The sequence below is a fragment of the Chryseobacterium sp. 7 genome (assembly GCF_003663845.1).
Classification (GTDB): domain Bacteria; phylum Bacteroidota; class Bacteroidia; order Flavobacteriales; family Weeksellaceae; genus Chryseobacterium.
Genome location: NZ_RCCA01000001.1, coordinates 519989 through 536022 on the forward strand (window position 1 = coordinate 519989; position 16034 = coordinate 536022).

At 36.7% G+C, this 16034-nt stretch carries 14 protein-coding genes and 1 pseudogene; 8 read left to right on the plus strand and 7 right to left on the minus strand.

Annotation, left to right across the window (positions count from 1 at the left end; translation table 11 throughout):
- Window positions 1–15: 15 nt before the first annotated feature.
- The 3 genes from CLU97_RS02400 (at window position 16) to CLU97_RS02410 (ending at window position 3635) form a co-directional block, all read left to right on the plus strand.
- Window positions 16–1122: an efflux RND transporter periplasmic adaptor subunit gene (locus CLU97_RS02400; RefSeq protein WP_121486531.1), complete on the plus strand. Its 1107-nt coding sequence runs from the start codon at window positions 16–18 to the stop codon at window positions 1120–1122.
- Window positions 1123–1428: 306 nt separating this feature from the next.
- The gene (locus CLU97_RS02405; RefSeq protein WP_121486532.1) at window positions 1429–2139 is read left to right on the plus strand and encodes a C40 family peptidase; all 711 of its coding nucleotides are present in this window, start codon (window positions 1429–1431) and stop codon (window positions 2137–2139) included.
- A 278-nt stretch (window positions 2140–2417) separates the two neighbouring features.
- Complete coding sequence (locus CLU97_RS02410) at window positions 2418–3635, plus strand: IS4 family transposase (RefSeq protein WP_121486166.1); 1218 nt, start codon at window positions 2418–2420, stop codon at window positions 3633–3635.
- 106 nt (window positions 3636–3741) lie between these two features.
- On the opposite strand, the gene CLU97_RS02415 is transcribed toward CLU97_RS02410, so the two are convergent.
- The 6 genes and pseudogenes from CLU97_RS02415 to CLU97_RS02440 all read right to left on the minus strand — a co-directional run bounded on the left by CLU97_RS02415 (window position 3742) and on the right by CLU97_RS02440 (window position 10087).
- Window positions 3742–4323: a pentapeptide repeat-containing protein gene (locus CLU97_RS02415; RefSeq protein ID WP_121486533.1), complete on the minus strand. Its 582-nt coding sequence runs from the start codon at window positions 4321–4323 to the stop codon at window positions 3742–3744.
- Window positions 4324–4412: 89 nt separating this feature from the next.
- On the minus strand, window positions 4413–5642 hold the full coding sequence (rodA, locus tag CLU97_RS02420; protein ID WP_121486534.1) for a rod shape-determining protein RodA: 1230 nt from the start codon (window positions 5640–5642) through the stop codon (window positions 4413–4415).
- Complete coding sequence (locus CLU97_RS02425) at window positions 5639–7684, minus strand: peptidoglycan D,D-transpeptidase FtsI family protein (protein ID WP_121486535.1); 2046 nt, start codon at window positions 7682–7684, stop codon at window positions 5639–5641. Before CLU97_RS02425 ends, rodA begins: the two co-directional genes overlap by 4 nt.
- Window positions 7681–8187 (minus strand): hypothetical protein, encoded by a 507-nt coding sequence (locus tag CLU97_RS02430; protein ID WP_002982456.1) that lies wholly within the window; start codon window positions 8185–8187, stop codon window positions 7681–7683. Before CLU97_RS02430 ends, CLU97_RS02425 begins: the two co-directional genes overlap by 4 nt.
- A gap of 3 nt (window positions 8188–8190) precedes the next feature.
- Window positions 8191–9033: pseudogene (gene mreC, locus CLU97_RS02435) on the minus strand (rod shape-determining protein MreC); the annotation flags it as partial.
- A 28-nt stretch (window positions 9034–9061) separates the two neighbouring features.
- On the minus strand, window positions 9062–10087 hold the full coding sequence (locus tag CLU97_RS02440) for a rod shape-determining protein (protein WP_045491741.1): 1026 nt from the start codon (window positions 10085–10087) through the stop codon (window positions 9062–9064).
- A 403-nt stretch (window positions 10088–10490) separates the two neighbouring features.
- Here CLU97_RS02440 and hemA point away from each other — a divergent pair, with 403 nt between their 5' ends.
- The 5 genes from hemA (at window position 10491) to CLU97_RS02465 (ending at window position 14717) form a co-directional block, all read left to right on the plus strand.
- Window positions 10491–11765, plus strand: a complete 1275-nt coding sequence (hemA, locus tag CLU97_RS02445) for a glutamyl-tRNA reductase (protein ID WP_121486536.1) — start codon at window positions 10491–10493, stop codon at window positions 11763–11765.
- Complete coding sequence (hemC, locus tag CLU97_RS02450; RefSeq protein WP_121486537.1) at window positions 11752–12660, plus strand: hydroxymethylbilane synthase; 909 nt, start codon at window positions 11752–11754, stop codon at window positions 12658–12660. Before hemA ends, hemC begins: the two co-directional genes overlap by 14 nt.
- Before the next feature lie 41 nt (window positions 12661–12701).
- The gene (locus CLU97_RS02455) at window positions 12702–13385 is read left to right on the plus strand and encodes a uroporphyrinogen-III synthase (RefSeq protein ID WP_121486538.1); all 684 of its coding nucleotides are present in this window, start codon (window positions 12702–12704) and stop codon (window positions 13383–13385) included.
- Between the two features lie 47 nt (window positions 13386–13432).
- A complete protein-coding gene (gene hemE, locus CLU97_RS02460; protein ID WP_089692984.1) occupies window positions 13433–14464 on the plus strand; it encodes a uroporphyrinogen decarboxylase in 1032 nt (343 codons plus the stop codon).
- 127 nt (window positions 14465–14591) lie between these two features.
- Window positions 14592–14717, plus strand: coding sequence for a GNAT family acetyltransferase (locus tag CLU97_RS02465; protein WP_121486539.1), 126 nt, complete (start codon window positions 14592–14594; stop codon window positions 14715–14717).
- A 57-nt stretch (window positions 14718–14774) separates the two neighbouring features.
- Here CLU97_RS02465 and CLU97_RS02470 read toward each other — a convergent pair whose 3' ends face one another.
- The gene (locus tag CLU97_RS02470) at window positions 14775–15995 is read right to left on the minus strand and encodes an aminotransferase class V-fold PLP-dependent enzyme (protein WP_121486540.1); all 1221 of its coding nucleotides are present in this window, start codon (window positions 15993–15995) and stop codon (window positions 14775–14777) included.
- Window positions 15996–16034 lie beyond the last annotated feature (39 nt).

Here is a 16034-nt window from a genome sequence, read left to right on the forward strand (position 1 = left end):
TATTAAAAATAAAAGATGAACAAATTATATAAGTATTTAATTCCGGCAGTACTGATTTTTAGTCTTCAAAGTTGCGGTCATGAAGAGAAAAAGGAAGTAAAAAAATCCACAGAGCCTTCAGCACCGGAAATAGAAACGGTAAATCCCAAACAGGAAGACTTTTCTTCTTCCACGGCTATTCCGGGAGAATTACAGCCTTATCAGAAAGTGGATGTTTATGCCAAGGTAAGCAGCTTTGTTAAAAAATTGTACGTGGATGTAGGAAACGAAGTAAAAGCAGGTCAATTACTGGCCACTTTAGAAGCTCCGGAGATCAATTCTCAGCAAAGTGCAGCTTCATCAGCTTTAAAGTCAAAAGAAGCTCTGTATATTGCCAGTAAAGCAAAGTATGACCGTTTAAAGGAAACAAGCAAAACCCCTGGAACCATTTCAGCACTTGATCTGGAACAGGCTTTAGCAGCCCAGAAATCTGATCTGGCTCAATTGGAGGCTGCCAAAGCATCCTATCGTGAAGTAGCGGATGTTAAAAACTATTTGCAAATCAGAGCTCCGTTCAGCGGGAATATTGCCATGAGAAATGTAAGCGCAGGTGCTTATGTAGGACCATCAGGAAAAGGTTCTGACCTTCCGATGTTCAGTCTTGTACAGCAGGACAGATTACGTCTGGTTGTAAATGTTCCGGAATCTTACACCGGATTATTGAATAAAAACGGAGATATTAAATTCTCTATCCAGTCTATTCCAGGAGAAACTTTCACGGCAAAAGTATCAAGATTTGCAGGAGCTTTAGATAATAAATTACGTTCTCAATGGGTAGAAATGGATGTATACAACAAAGACAAAAAACTTCTCCCGGGAATGGTTGCCAATGTTATTCTTCCTTTAAGCGAAAACAGTAAATCATTGTCTGTTCCTACATCTGCTGTGCTTAATTCTACCCTGGGGGTATTTGTCATTAAAGTAGAAAAAAATACGGCTCATTGGATTCCGGTAACATCAGGGATTGCCAATGGCGAGACTACTACAATTATAGGTCCGGTATCTTCTGGCGATATGATTGTTAAGAATGCATCAGAGGAAATCCGTGATGGGCAGAATATTAGAATTAAAGCCCCGAAATAGGCTTACAACCGTGTATTTATTAACAAAAATTATAATGGCTTTTTTAGACTTAAAAATTTAGAAAATGTACTGATTCAGGATAAAACGAAATAAGTTTGTTAAAGAATCTTAATAAAAAAAACCGCACACTTACCAAAAATAGGCTGTTGCGGTTTATTTTTCTTTAACATATGTAAATAATATGTTAAAATGTGTTAAAGTAAGATCCTGACAATTATCATATCAGGGGTCTTTTGCTCGGAATCTCTACTTTTGTAATGCTTTTGAAAATAAATATTCCTTTTTAACACGGATAATCAAATATATATGAAGAAAAGAGTTTTGTTTTATTTAGTTGCTTTAGTTACTACAGTATCAATGCAATCGTGTGCTACAAATTATGTGGTTTCAAAACCAGCAACTTACACAAAAGAATACAAAACAGATGCCAAACTAGCTTCTATAGATAACAAAAAAATGGAACAGGATAAGCAAAAACTTATCGACTCTTTCCTGGCTGAAAAGGCCGCATCTATCGCTAGTGCAAAAAAAGCAGTTAAGAATTCTGAGATTGCGAAAGTAATCAAACATAATAAAACCATTGATGGTATCCTTGAAGAAGCTGAAACATACCTTGGGACTCCTTACAGATACGGAGGGACAACCAGAAACGGTATAGATTGTTCAGCTTTTGTTCTTTCTGTATTCGGAGCAGCAGCAGGGCTTAGCTTACCAAGAGTAGCTGCATCTCAGGCTCAGGAAGGTGAAAGAATTGAAAAAGGAGATCTACAGAAAGGAGACTTAATCTTCTTTTCTCATGGAAGAAGAATTTCTCACGTAGGTATTGTAGAAAGTGTTACTGAAGAGGGAGAGATTAAATTTATCCACGCAGCAACATCAAAAGGAGTAATGATTTCTTCACTGAACGATTCTTATTGGGGACCTAAGTTCAGATTCGCAAAAAGAGTGATCAATGAAGAAGGAGAGTCTTACAATAACTTAGCAGCCGCTAGTCTTCCTACACCCGCAAATTTTTAATTTTATAAATAATTGATTTAAATAATGAAGCCATCAGAATTCTGATGGCTTTTTTATGTGCGTTATTTAAGATGAGTTTCGGCTAAAGCCATGTCGAATAAATATTAAAAAGAAAAGCGGTTAAAACCCTAGTCATGGTCGGAAGATTTTTTCTTCCGACTTTTTGTTTTTAGATATTCAATATTATTATTGTAATTAATTGATTATCAACTATTTAATTTGTTTTATTGTTTCATTTTTTCATTTTTTGTATCTTTATTGCTGATAATCAATTGTTTATGTCAGTTTTTAAAGATCACAAAATATCACTTAAAGATGTTTTAGAATTTATTCCCGAAGCACTTTTAAGTCACCTTTCCGCAAGTACAAAAGTGGATTATTATAGTAAAGTTTTGCATGGAAGAAAAATATTCTACCTGCTTTTGTATTGCATATTTGATAATGAAAAATTAAGTCAAAGAACACTCGAAGATACTTTTAATAGCAGTGGATTCAAAGCCTTATTTGGTTTAGGGGAAGAGGAAAAGATTCGAAGGAGTTCAATTTCTGAGAGGCTTTCAAAAATTGATTCCAATTATTTCCTAGAAATCTACGAACAGATGTACGAAAGATTTTCGGAACTTTATTCCAAGACAGAAATCGAAAAATACAACTTAATCAGAGTTGACAGTACCATTGTAGCTGATACATGTAACAAGCTTAAAGAAGGAATTGATCAGAAAAGTGGAAAAAAATTAGTGAAATTCAGTTTTTCATTTGACGGAATTTTGCCATCAGCGGTAGATGTTTTTACGGGGCAAAAATACTCAACAGAAGATAATGCTCTTGCCCAGGCTGTTCTGAACCAGGTGAAAAAAGAAGATCATCATGATAATATTTATATCATAGACAGAGGGATCCAGTCTACAAGGACGATGAAAGATTTTGAAGAAAAGCTTCTGAAATTTATTATCCGTTCCAAAGAAAACAGGAAATATGAAGAGATTGAATCTTTTATTAAAACAGAAACCCCAATAAAATGGGATGATTGGGGAGTTATTAAAGACAGCAAAGTGAAGCTTTACACCGGAAAACCCATCCAAAACAAACGGGGAAATATTCATCATCGTGAAGAAAAAGTAGAAACATATTTTCGGTTGATCGTTATCAAAAATGAAAAAACAGCTAAAGAACTTTGGTTCATAACCAACGAATTTGAACTTTCTGCCAAAGAAATATCGGATTATTACCGTAAAAGGTGGGATATTGAGGTATTCTTCAGATTTATGAAACAAGAGTTGAATTTAAGCCATCTTGTTTCGCTCAATAAAAACGGAATTGAAGTAATGCTCTACATGACAATGATTGCTTCTATGCTGCTCTTGATTTACAAAAAAGTAAACAATTTAGGATATAAAACAGCTAAAAGACGCATCGCTATGGAACTTCGGGATATGATTACCGCAATTCTAATAATATTTGCGGGGGGTGATCCTGCAAAAGTCTTCAAAACTTAAAACATAAAAAATGGTCGGAAATTTCTTCCGACCATGACTAGTTAAAACCCAGCTTCTATTGATTCAATATCTATATTTTTATAAGTAATCTTTACACTGTGGGAGATCAGCTGTTCTTGTCAATTTCAATATCCAGCTTATACAAAAGTCCGTAGATTTCGGAAAGTGAAAATTTAGCCTTTTTAAGCTTATTTAAAGCCGGATCTATTGAATAGTTAACCGAAGTCCTGAAATCTGCCTTTTCGAGGTTGGTATTGTCGAAAACAGCGCCTGACAGATCACAGTTGCTAAAGACTGCATTAGACAAATCGCATTCAGCAAAATCTACTTCAATTAATTTAGAATCTTTGAAAACCGTTTTCTTAATGGAAGTCTGATAAAATACCGAGTTATTTAAAGCACTTCCATCAAATCTGAAAGAGAGTCCGAATGGATTACAGTCATTAAACTGAAGTCCGAACATTTTACATTCTTTAAAAATCACATCATGAAACGCCGTCTTTACCAATTTTGCCATGCTGAGGTTACACCCGATAAACTCACAATCTGAAAAGCTTACTCCTGAAAGGTTGCTGTATTCAAAATTACAGTTTCTGAAGGTGCAGTTTTCATACTCACTCTTTTCAAAAGAATATTGTGTAAAATCTTTGTTCTCGAAATTTTCGTCTGAGAAATAGGATTGTTTCATAAAAAGTGTATTGATGAAGTTGATTTTGAATACGAATGATAAGCAGAACAATGATCAACTTCCATCAGCCAGCTTCCAGCCTACCTCTTTTACACCAAGCTATTCTTATCCGAATAATTAAGTTTAAAGAAAATAAAAGTCATCATTGAGAAGGCCAGCAAAGAACTTCCTCCATAACTGAAATACGGAAGCGGAATCCCAACAGTTGGGAAAAGTCCCATAACCATCCCTAGATTGATTGAAAAGTGCATTAATAGGATCGAGGCAAAGCAATATCCGAATACGCGGTTAAAAGTAGATTTCTGCTGTTCTGCCAGATAGTAGATCCTTCCGATATAAATCATGTAGCACAGGATAAGAACTGCACTTCCTACAAAGCCCCATTCTTCCCCTACGGTACAAAAGATATAATCGGTTTCCTGCTCCGGCACGAATTTCCCCTGGGTAACTGATCCCTCACGGTACCCTTTCCCCCAGATTCCTCCGGATCCGATAGCTGTTTTGGAATATAACAAGTTGTAACCCGAAGTATCTCGGAATGCCTTTTCACCTTTATAAAGAACCTCAATTCTTTCTCTCTGGTGTTTAGGCAATTTTTCTAAAATATAAGGAGACCCGAAAGCCAGTCCGCACAGCAAAAGAATAGATCCTGAAATTCCTGAAATAGTAATCACATCCCAGGACATTCTGTGATAGTTCATCGCAATCAGAACCCCGGCAATAACTAAAACAGCTACTGCCACATAAACAGGAGGAATCGCCAATGAAATAAGAAAGACCCCGGCAAAAATAAATCCGACAGTAAATAAAAGACCACTCAGTCCTTCTCTATATAGTGCAATGAAGAATGCAATAAATACAAGCATGGAACCTACATCCGGAATGGCAAGTACTACAGCCGCCGGAATACCAATAATGGCTAAGGTAGTCCATGAAGACTTTTTATTTTTAAGATTAAAATCTGGTCCTGAAACATAATTAGCCAGCATCAACGCTGTACCTATTTTTGCAAATTCCACAGGCTGCATAGTAAAACTTCCAAATTTATACCAGTTCTTCTGCCCAAGGATTTCCTTACCAAACGGGAAGAGTCCTATCAACAGCAAAACACCGCCAATGTAAATGATCCCCGCCATATTCTCAAAAAACTTACTTCTGCTAAAGAAGATGATAAGTCCCACAAATAAAGAAATACAGAAAAACACTAATTGTTTCTCGCCCAGTTTCTGGTCAACACTGTAGATATTTGCAATCGCAAAAATGCAAAGCAGGAAATACAGCCCAAGGCCCAGTTTATCTATTCCTTCTGTCCATTTCATTGCTTCACAGGTTTTTTAGCAGTGTTATTCTTTTTAGCGTCTTCTTCTATTTTCTTTTGCAGCTTAGCCTTTTGCTGTTTCACCAGCTCCAGACTATCTTTTATTCTTTTTTGCTTGATTGAATCCGGTTTAGGATCTACATACAATCCTTTACGTTTCAAATCTGCAATCCATTGTCTTTTGTATTCAGGCATGAAACTCGAAGTGATCATCTTTTTGTAAAGATTTTCTCTTTTCAAATCACCTGTAATATATTTTTCAGCGATCACTGTACAAGCAGGCCCTGCCCATGTAGCCCCAAATCCGGCATGCTCCATTACGGCTACTACTACAATTTTTGGTTTATCAGCAGGAGCAATCAGTACAAAGATAGAATTATCCTTCCCTTGTGGAACCTGTGCAGTACCCGTTTTGGCTAATTGGGTAAAATCATTGGATTTCAAACCTCTCGCTGTTCCTCTCAAAACCACAGCCTCCATCCCTTTCAGTACCGGTTCGAAATGCTTTGGATCAACCAAAGTCTGATGTTTCACCTTAAATCTTGGATCAGGATTGGGCTTTCCATCAATTGCTTTCACAATGTGAGGAGTATAGTACCACCCTCTGTTAGCAATAGCACCCACATAGTTCGCCAACTGAATAGGTGTTACCAAAACATCACCCTGTCCCATCCCGTTATAAATAGCTCCGGTGGACATTTCATCCCAGTTTTTAAAATCAGTTCTTTGAGAACCGCTTGCTTTCATGATGGCTTTAAATCTTTTTTCGTAAAAATCTCCTGAAGGAATTCTTCCTTTGGCTCCCACAGCAAAATCATTATTCAAAAATTCTCCTACTCCGAAACTGCTCATGATTTTTTTCCACTCATCAACCCCTTTTGAAGGATTTCCCGGATATTTCTTGATGATCGCAATAAATGCGTAAGTAAAGAAACAGTTACTGGAAACCTGAATGGAAGGAATAAGCGGATCTGCTCCACCATGACCTTTAATTCTTTTTCCTTTATAGAAAAATCCACCACCACAAGGGAAAATAGTCTTTTCGTCCATTACTCCCATCTGCATTGCTGCCAGGGCTGTTAATAGTTTAAAAGTTGATCCCGGAGGATATCCTGCCTGTAAAGAACGGTCAAAAGTGGGTTTATTTTCATAAAGTGTATCTTTTGAAAGGGCGTATAAATTTTTTGATTTATAAGGTCCGGTAAAAAGGTTCGGATCAATATCCGGCCCGGTTGCTGCCACTAATACTTCTCCATTATTAGGATCTAAAGCTACGATAGCACCATGTTTGTTGACCATCATTTCCTCAGCCGTTCTCTGAAGATCGTAATCAATGGTTAAGGTAATATCTTTACCCGTAATCACATCTTTATCCAGAGATCCGTTTTTATAGGAACCAATGTTTCGGAGTCTGATATCTTTTTGTATATATTTTACTCCTTTTACTCCACGAAGTTCTTTCTCGTATGACTTTTCAACTCCTGTTTTCCCGATAAAATCTCCCGGTAAATAGTACGCTGAGTCCTTTTTTATTTCACGTTCATTCACTTCACTGGTATACCCCAAAAGATTACCGGAAGTGGAAACTTCATATTGACGCTGAGGTCTTTGTACAATGTTAAAAGCCGGATATTTAAAAATAATTTCCTGTACTCTCGCGATGTCTTCTCTGCTCAGATCCTTCAGGAACGTCATGGGAGTAAGTTTGGAATAATACTTCTCTTTTTTAATGACATCAATTCTTTTGATAAAATCTGCCTTGGAGATCTTCATCAAACTACAAAAACCGAGCGTATCAAAATCAGGTCTCATTAAAGCCTGTGTAAAGGAAACTTCATAAGCAGGCTGGTTTCCTACCATGATTTTACCGTTTCGGTCAAAAATAACTCCACGTTGTGGAATAATGTATTCAGTTTTGATGGAGGTATTGGCTGCATTTAAAGCATAACGGTCTGTAAATAACTGCAAATAAGCAAGCCTCGCCACAAAAATAAGGGCGATGGCAACGAGGATCGAAAAAATTTTTAAATAACGTGTGTTCAAACTTTTTGTTTGATTTTAAATATTAATGCGTAGATGACTATAAAGATAAACGAAATTACACTCGTCACCAACACATTAAATAATATTTCAAAAAACCTGCTAAACTTAAAGAACTCAATATACTGTACTAAAAGCTGATGCAGGAAGATACTTGAAAATAAAAACAGCAAAAACTGCGCCCATTGAAGGGACTGAAAAGAGAAAAAGTCCGTAGACGTATCTGTGGAAGTCCTGAAGATCAACGTTCTGAAATAAGCAATCAACGTTGTCGCAAACGCATTGATCCCCCATGAATAGAGGAAACCGTCAATAGAAAGTCCTATTAAAAAGCTCAATGCCAGGAACTGAAATTTATTTCTGAAAAATGGATAGAACATAACGAATACAGGATATAATACCGGAGTATATTTCCCGAAAAGCGTAATCCTGTTCAATACAAATATCTGTAATGCAACAAGAAAAATCATGATCAATATATCGGTAAATAAAGTCCTGCTAATCATTTTCTTTTTTATTACAGCCTGCATAGTGTCCTGAATCTTCTGCACTTCTGCTTTCTTAAGATTCTTCACTACATACACTTTATTCAACGCTCCCATTTTTTCACTCAGCTCTACGGAGATATCCCAGAAGCCGGTTTTATTATCTACAGAATATCCTGCAATGGTACCAATGGTAACCCCTTTAGGGAAGATTGCGGATTTACCGTCTGTAACAACTGTATCTCCAACCTTCAGGGCAACATATTTTGGAATGTCTGCAAGGTGCATTACCCTGGAGTTATCTCCATTCCATGTTAGAGTACCGAAATATCCTGAGCTTTTGAGTGCTGCATTAATTCTGATCTTGTTTACACTTAAGACCGACTGAACCAATGCATAACTATCTGTAGAATTGATTACAATTCCCGCAATACCTCTTGGCGCCATTACACCCATTTGAGGGAAAACACCATCTCTGCGGCCACGGTTGATTGTAAAATAGTTATTTCTTCTGTTGATACTGTTGAAAACAATTTCTCCGTCAACAAAAGTATAAATCTGCCCACCACCAATGGTATCATGAACTCTTTTGAAAACAGGCATTTTCGCTCCGTCTTTTCCGTAGAGCTGAGTCATAAGGGCTTTATTCTGAACTACAAGATCCTCATTGATCTGTTTTAGCTTCAGATAAGAAACTCCTTCATCAATATATCCGGAAACCCAGGAATTGAACGCAGCCGTCTGTCCCGCTATCCAGGATTTCTGCATGGCATTTCTGGAGAATATCAAAACCAGAGCAATAATTTGCAGGAATATAAAGAAGACGAAAAGAGTATTCTTCGAAAATAATCTCAGCAAAAATCCCATTCAGATATAAAGTCGTAAAAAGTTAAAATTATTTAATTAAGAAATTGAACTTATCCATATTCTTAAGAGCAATACCTGTTCCACGAACTACAGCTCTTAACGGATCCTCTGCCACAAATACAGGAAGACCTGTCTTTTTGTGAATTCTGTCCGCAAGACCTCTTAATAACGCTCCTCCTCCGGCAAGATAAATACCTGTTTTGTAGATATCAGCTGCCAATTCCGGTGGTGTAAGAGATAATGTTTCCATTACAGCATCTTCGATTCTGATGATCGATTTGTCTAATGCACGTGCAATCTCTTTGTATCCAACCATAATTTCTTTAGGTTTCCCTGTAATAAGGTCTCTACCTTGTACCGGGATATCCTCAATATCTACATCAAGATCTTCTACTGCAGAACCTACTTCAATTTTGATTCTTTCAGCTGTTCTTTCTCCGATATAAAGATTATGGTGAGTTCTTAAGTAATAAGCAATATCATTGGTAAATACGTCTCCTGCAATCTTTACAGATTTATCACATACAATACCTCCTAAAGCGACCACAGCAATTTCCGTAGTACCACCACCTATATCGATGATCATGTTTCCTTCAGGTTTCTGTACATCAATACCTACTCCAATTGCGGCTGCCATTGGTTCGTAGATCAACCTTACTTCTTTTGCATTGACTTTCTGAGCAGAATCTCTTACCGCTCTTTTTTCAACTTCAGTAATACCAGAAGGGATACAGATTACGATTCGTAGTGCCGGTTGAATGAATTTACCTTTGATTCCGGGAATTTTTTTAATGAATTCCTTGATCATGTGTTCAGAAGCGTGGAAATCAGCAATAACCCCATCTTTCAAAGGACGGATAGTTTTGATATCTTCGTGAGTTTTACCTTGCATATGCTTAGCCTGTTCACCTACAGCAATGGGTTTACCCGTAGAACGTTCAATTGCAACAATTGAAGGTTGATCTATAACAATTTTATTATTATGGATAATAAGGGTATTAGCCGTTCCCAGGTCTATCGCAATTTCTTGCGTAAACATATCAAATAAACTCATATTTTTCTTCTGATTTTAAGATTACAAAGATATAAATTTAAGACTAGTAAAGAAATTTCCCACCAACTTAATTTGGTTAAAATTTTATTAAAATTTATAATTCTTTATTAACTTTTAGTCTAGACATTTACAGAGTTTGATTTCAACTAAAATTAATGGGGTGTTAAAAGGGCTAAAAAGGCTAGGAAAGTTGGAAATTCTTAAGTGTACAAGGTAGAGATAAGAACACCATAAAAACTTTAAAAACAATTGAAATTTAATTTATAGAGCCATTCATTTGTTATTTCACATTTTGTATTTCCGTTAATGCACCTTTTCCTCCCCCTTATAGTTTTTTACGATAATTATCATATACACTATCTGAGAGTGATTAATTAAAAAAAGCGTAAATTTGCGACTGCTTATGTTACAGTATTCCAACATCCATCAGACGTCGAATTTTGCCGTGCTTTCCATAAGCTACGAGAAAGCCGATGTAGAAACGAGAGGAAAGTTTGCATTCTTTGATGAAAACATCAAAAATTTTGTTTCCAGAGTCCATCAGGAAGATCTGGGCGATGCATTTGTAGTTTCTACCTGTAACAGAACAGAGATTTATACCACTTCTCCCAATTATCTTTTAGTAGCTGAAGAGTATTGTAAAACCATAGGAGTACATCTTACGGATTTTCTTCAGTTTGCCAATATTCTGACTAAAGAGGAAGCACTTATTCATCTTTTCAGAGTAGCAGCCGGGCTTGAGAGTCAGATTATTGGAGATTTTGAAATTATCGGACAGATCAAAAAAGCATACAGCCGCTTCAAAAAAGAAAGACAAAATTCTAATCCTTATCTGGAAAGAGCAATCAATGCCGCGATTCAGATTTCAAAAAGAATAAAAAATGAAACCGGCATTTCCAACGGTGCGGCTTCTGTTTCTTACGCGGCAGTTCATTATATCTTAAACAGCCAGAAAAGGATTGCTGAGAAAAATATTCTTCTTCTGGGGGTAGGTGAAATTGGGCAGAATACTGTTGAAAATCTGGTCAAGCATGTCTTTCAGCCGAAAATTAAAATTGCCAACAGAACTCAGGAGAAAGCTGAGAAGATTTCCCAGAAATATAATATTCCTCACGTTGATTATTCTGATTTTGACCAGGAATTAAAAAATACTGATATTCTTATTGTAGCAACAGGAGCCAAACATCCTATTATCAACCAGTCTCATTTCCCGAACGGAAAAGAAACCCTGGTGATTGATCTTTCTATTCCTCATAACGTAGAAAAGAATGTTACCGAAAATGAGAACGTAACATTGATTGATGTGGATGAGCTTTCAAAACAGATCCAGGAAACGATTCAACAGCGTGAAAGAGAAATTCCAAAAGCTGAAAAAATCATCAAGGAACTGATGAAAGACTTTATTGAATGGGAGAAAAAGAGAAAACTGGCACCCAACATTCATCATTTCAAAGCAGTTTTAAAGAATATGGAACGCAATGAAATGCATAATTTTTACAGAAAAAATAAATACATAAACATCACGGACATGGAACTTTCTGACAAAATGATCCAGAAAATCACCAACCGTTTTGCAAAATATATCATCGATAACCCTTTAAAAGCCGAAGAAATTAGTAAATTAATGCACGAAATATTAGTTGAACAACCAAACAACGAATTCAATGAAAAGCATTAGAATCGGAACGAGAAATTCCGCACTTGCACTTTGGCAGGCTAGAGAGGTTGCGAGGCACCTTCAGAACAACAATTATTTAACGGAAATTGTTCCTATCGTTTCTTCTGGCGATAAGAACCTTAATCAGCCACTTTATTCTTTAGGAATTACCGGGGTTTTCACAAGAGACCTTGATATTGCCCTATTGAATGATGAAATTGATATTGCCGTACATTCCTTAAAAGACGTTCCTACCCAGCTTCCTCAAAATATTGAAATGATTGCCTATCTGGAAAGAGACCATCCGGAAGATATCCTGATCAGAAAAGAATCTGCAAGGAATAAAGAATTCCATGATCTTAAACTTGCCACCAGCAGTTTGAGAAGAAGAGCTTTCTGGCTGAGAAATTATCCTACTGCTGAGTTTTCGGATATCCGTGGAAATATTCAGACAAGACTTCAAAAACTGGAAGACGGAGATTTTGATGCCACCATTTTATCTTTGGCAGGAATCAAAAGAATGAAAATGGAAATTGATTACGAAATGCTTCCATTAATGATCTGCGCTCCATCTCAAGGAGTAATTTCTGTAGCAGGACATACAGACAAACCGGAGATCAACGAGATTGTAAGACAAATCAACCACCAGTCCACTCAAATTTGTGTAGAGATTGAAAGAAACTTCCTGAGTACTTTGGAGGGAGGCTGTACTGCACCTATCGGAGCTTTTGCACAAATCATGGGAGATCAAATCCGCTTCAAGGCAGCACTTTGCTCTCTGGACGGCAAAAACTGTATTGCTGTAGATGAAAACTTTGAATATATTCCAGCTGAGAATTTCGGAGAAAAGTTTGCCAAAGTAGTTCTTGAAAACGGTGGAAAAGAATTAATGGCAGAAATTAAAAGTCAGATTTAAAAAATTTCCTTCATCCAGCTTCTTGCTTCAAGCCTTACAACATGAAAATCTTATTTACCAAAAATATAGACCAAGCTATTATATCCAAAGAATTAGGAGAGGATATTTCGGCGGACTGTGTGGAGGTAATTAAGACAAAGCCTATTATGATCAGCCCCTTTGATCTGAAGAATTATTCTTTAATTTTCACCAGCTCAAATGGCGTTATTTCATTTTTCAAAAACAGGTTTAAGCCCAATGAGAATTTTACCGCCAAAAATTACAACAAGATCTATTGCGTAGGTGAAAAAACGAAGAGAGAACTCAGAAAACACGGTTTCGGAACTTTTAAAGTATTGAAAAATGCTGAAACTCTTTCCAGATTCATTGTCGGAAAGTGCCAGCACGAAAAGTTTCTTCATTTTTGCGGCAACCTTGCCATCAATGTTCTGGACAAGGAGCTTCCATTACAAAATATTAAGTACAAAAAAGTTACGATATACAATACTGAGGAAACTCATCCCATAATAAATGAAAAATATCATGCCGCAGTATTTTTTAGTCCGAGCGGAGTTCGTAGTTTTGCAAGGCGAAATTCTCTGGAAGGTATGAAGCTTTTTTCAATTGGCGAAACCACTTCCGGTGAGCTGCGAAATTATACACAGGAGGAGATTTTTACTTCTGAAGAAAATACGCTTACTTCTATTTTTGAACTGATAAGAAAAGAAATCAGAAGTAGAATTTAGAATATCCGTTATCGGGATATGACCGATAATATTAGTTTAAATAGATTATGATAAAAAACGACCTATATTTAAAAGCACTTCGCGGAGAAACCGTTGAAAGACCTCCTGTCTGGATGATGAGGCAGGCTGGAAGATATCTGCCGGAATTCATTGCTTTAAGAGACCAATATGATTTCTTTACAAGATGCCAGACTCCTGAGCTTGCGGCTGAAATTACCCTACAGCCTATCCGCAGATTTCCTTTGGATGCTGCGATTTTGTTTTCTGATATTCTGGTAGTTCCACAGGCTATGGGAATTGATTTCAAAATGAAAGAATCTGTAGGCCCATGGTTAGATACTCCTATCAGAACGATGGAACAGGTTCAGAATATTGAAACTCCGGATGTAAATGATACTTTAGGATACGTTTTTGATGCTATTGAACTTACTCTTCAGAAACTGGACAATGAGATTCCATTGATCGGTTTTGCAGGTTCTCCATGGACAATTCTTTGTTATTGTGTGGAAGGAAAAGGAAGTAAAGCTTTTGATATTGCAAAATCTTTCTGTTTCCAGCAGCCTGAAGCAGCTCATTTGTTACTGCAAAAAATTACAGATACTACGATTGCTTATTTAAAGAGAAAAGTAGAAAAAGGAGTTTCTGCAGTACAGGTTTTTGATTCCTGGGGTGGAATGCTTTCTCCTACAGATTATCAGGAGTTCTCATGGCAGTATATCAATCAGATTGTAGAAGCATTAAGTCCGCTTACCCACGTGGTGGTATTTGGAAAAGGATGTTGGTTTGCATTGGAAGATATGACCATGTCTAAAGCTTCTGCTCTTGGAGTAGACTGGACGATTAAGCCGGAATTCGCAAGAACATTAACAAACCATACGATGACGCTACAAGGAAATTTTGATCCTGCAAGGCTTCATTCAACACCTGAGACGATTAAGAAAATGGTGAATGAGATGATCAACCGCTTTGGAAAAGACAGATATATCGCTAATTTAGGTCACGGAATTCTACCGAATGTTCCTGTTGAAAATGCTGAGGCATTCATCAGAGCCGTAGTCGATTGGAAACCGAATTTATAAGATTATTCTCTTAAGAAAATAAAAAATCCCTGTTATTAAATAACAGGGATTTTTTATGATTATTAATTTTTCCGCAGCCTTTTATTTATTTCTTTATATTTGATTACGAACACTTTAAATCTTTATTATGAAAAAATTAAACAAAGAAAAATTGAAAAGCATTGTAGCAGGAGGAGAAATCTGCCTGGAATGTGCTATCGGATATTATCAGGTTATTATTGATGGCCGATGTTATTGCGTTCCGATGGACTAATTAAAAAAGCAGCCCAATGGCTGCTTTTAATTTATATTATAAAGAATGTAGGATTGATTAGCTCAACATTCTTTGTGCTTTCTTCACTCCCTCTACCAGAATATCAATTTCCTCGAAAGTGTTATATACTGCAAAACTTGCTCTTACCGTTCCTGCAATATTAAAGAAATTCATAATAGGCTGTGTACAGTGATGTCCTGTTCTTACAGCAATTCCCATTTTATCAAGAATCATCCCTACGTCAGAAGCAATACCCACTCCTTCCAAGTTAAAGGAAACAACTCCGGTTCTGTTTGCTTTTTCTCCATAGATTTTAATTCCTTCTAATTCTAAAAGCTGTCTTTGGGCATATTCCAATAAAGCATTTTCATGATTCTGAATATTAGTATGCCCCACTCTGTTCATGAAATCAACGGCAGCACCCAAAGCAATATTTCCTCCTACATTAGGCGTTCCTGCTTCATATTTAAATGGAAGACCTGCATAGGTAGTTCCTTCGAAAGAACATGTAGCAATCATCTCTCCTCCTCCATGAAATGGCGGCAAAGCCTCTAAAACTTCACGTTTTCCATACAAAATACCTGTTCCCATAGGAGCATACATTTTATGGCCTGAGAAGACAAAGAAATCACAATCCATCTTCTGAACATCAATATTGAAATGCGGAGCAGACTGAGCACCGTCTATTACAACATAGGCATCAGTATTTTTTCTTGTTTTAGCAATAATTTCCTCGATAGGATTTACAATTCCCAATGCATTGGAAACCTGATTCACAGAAACAACCTTTGTTTTTTCGCTTAAAAACTGATCAAAATGGTCCATTTGAAGAATTCCGTTTTCATCAATAGGAATTACACGAAGTTTTGCCCCTGTCCTTTCACAAAGCATCTGCCAAGGAACAATATTAGAATGGTGCTCCAGATAGGAAATAATGATCTCATCATCTTTCTGGAGTTTCTGTGTTAAAATATAAGCGATGAGGTTCAGACCCTCTGTTGTTCCTTTTGTAAAGATCACTTCAAAATCATGCTCAGCATTGATGAACTTCTGGATCTTTCTTCTTGAAAGCTCCATTTCCTCTGTTGCCAGCTGGCTTAGGGTATGAATTCCTCTGTGAACATTGGCATTAAGCTCTGTATAATATGCGTGACAGACTTCCAAAACTGAATTTGGTTTTTGGGAGGTAGCTGCATTATCCAGATAAACCAAAGGCTTACCGTTCACTTCTCTGTCCAATATAGAAAACTGGCTTCTTATTTCCTGAATGTCAAACATTTATTTATTTTTTAAATTAAACCGTCCTTATTTAGAACT

Excerpts from the sequence above, each read along its gene's own strand:
- CLU97_RS02400 (WP_121486531.1), top strand. The coding sequence starts at position 16 with ATGAACAAATTATATAAGTATTTAATTCCGGCAGTACTGATTTTTAGT.
- CLU97_RS02405 (WP_121486532.1), top strand. The coding sequence starts at position 1,429 with ATGAAGAAAAGAGTTTTGTTTTATTTAGTTGCTTTAGTTACTACAGTA.
- CLU97_RS02410 (WP_121486166.1), top strand. The coding sequence starts at position 2,418 with ATGTCAGTTTTTAAAGATCACAAAATATCACTTAAAGATGTTTTAGAA.
- CLU97_RS02415 (WP_121486533.1), bottom strand. The coding sequence starts at position 4,323 with ATGAAACAATCCTATTTCTCAGACGAAAATTTCGAGAACAAAGATTTT.
- rodA (WP_121486534.1), bottom strand. The coding sequence starts at position 5,642 with ATGAAATGGACAGAAGGAATAGATAAACTGGGCCTTGGGCTGTATTTC.
- CLU97_RS02430 (WP_002982456.1), bottom strand. The coding sequence starts at position 8,187 with ATGATTAGCAGGACTTTATTTACCGATATATTGATCATGATTTTTCTT.
- CLU97_RS02440 (WP_045491741.1), bottom strand. The coding sequence starts at position 10,087 with ATGAGTTTATTTGATATGTTTACGCAAGAAATTGCGATAGACCTGGGA.
- hemA (WP_121486536.1), top strand. The coding sequence starts at position 10,491 with ATGTTACAGTATTCCAACATCCATCAGACGTCGAATTTTGCCGTGCTT.
- hemC (WP_121486537.1), top strand. The coding sequence starts at position 11,752 with ATGAAAAGCATTAGAATCGGAACGAGAAATTCCGCACTTGCACTTTGG.
- CLU97_RS02455 (WP_121486538.1), top strand. The coding sequence starts at position 12,702 with ATGAAAATCTTATTTACCAAAAATATAGACCAAGCTATTATATCCAAA.
- hemE (WP_089692984.1), top strand. The coding sequence starts at position 13,433 with ATGATAAAAAACGACCTATATTTAAAAGCACTTCGCGGAGAAACCGTT.
- CLU97_RS02465 (WP_121486539.1), top strand. The coding sequence starts at position 14,592 with ATGAAAAAATTAAACAAAGAAAAATTGAAAAGCATTGTAGCAGGAGGA.
- CLU97_RS02470 (WP_121486540.1), bottom strand. The coding sequence starts at position 15,995 with ATGTTTGACATTCAGGAAATAAGAAGCCAGTTTTCTATATTGGACAGA.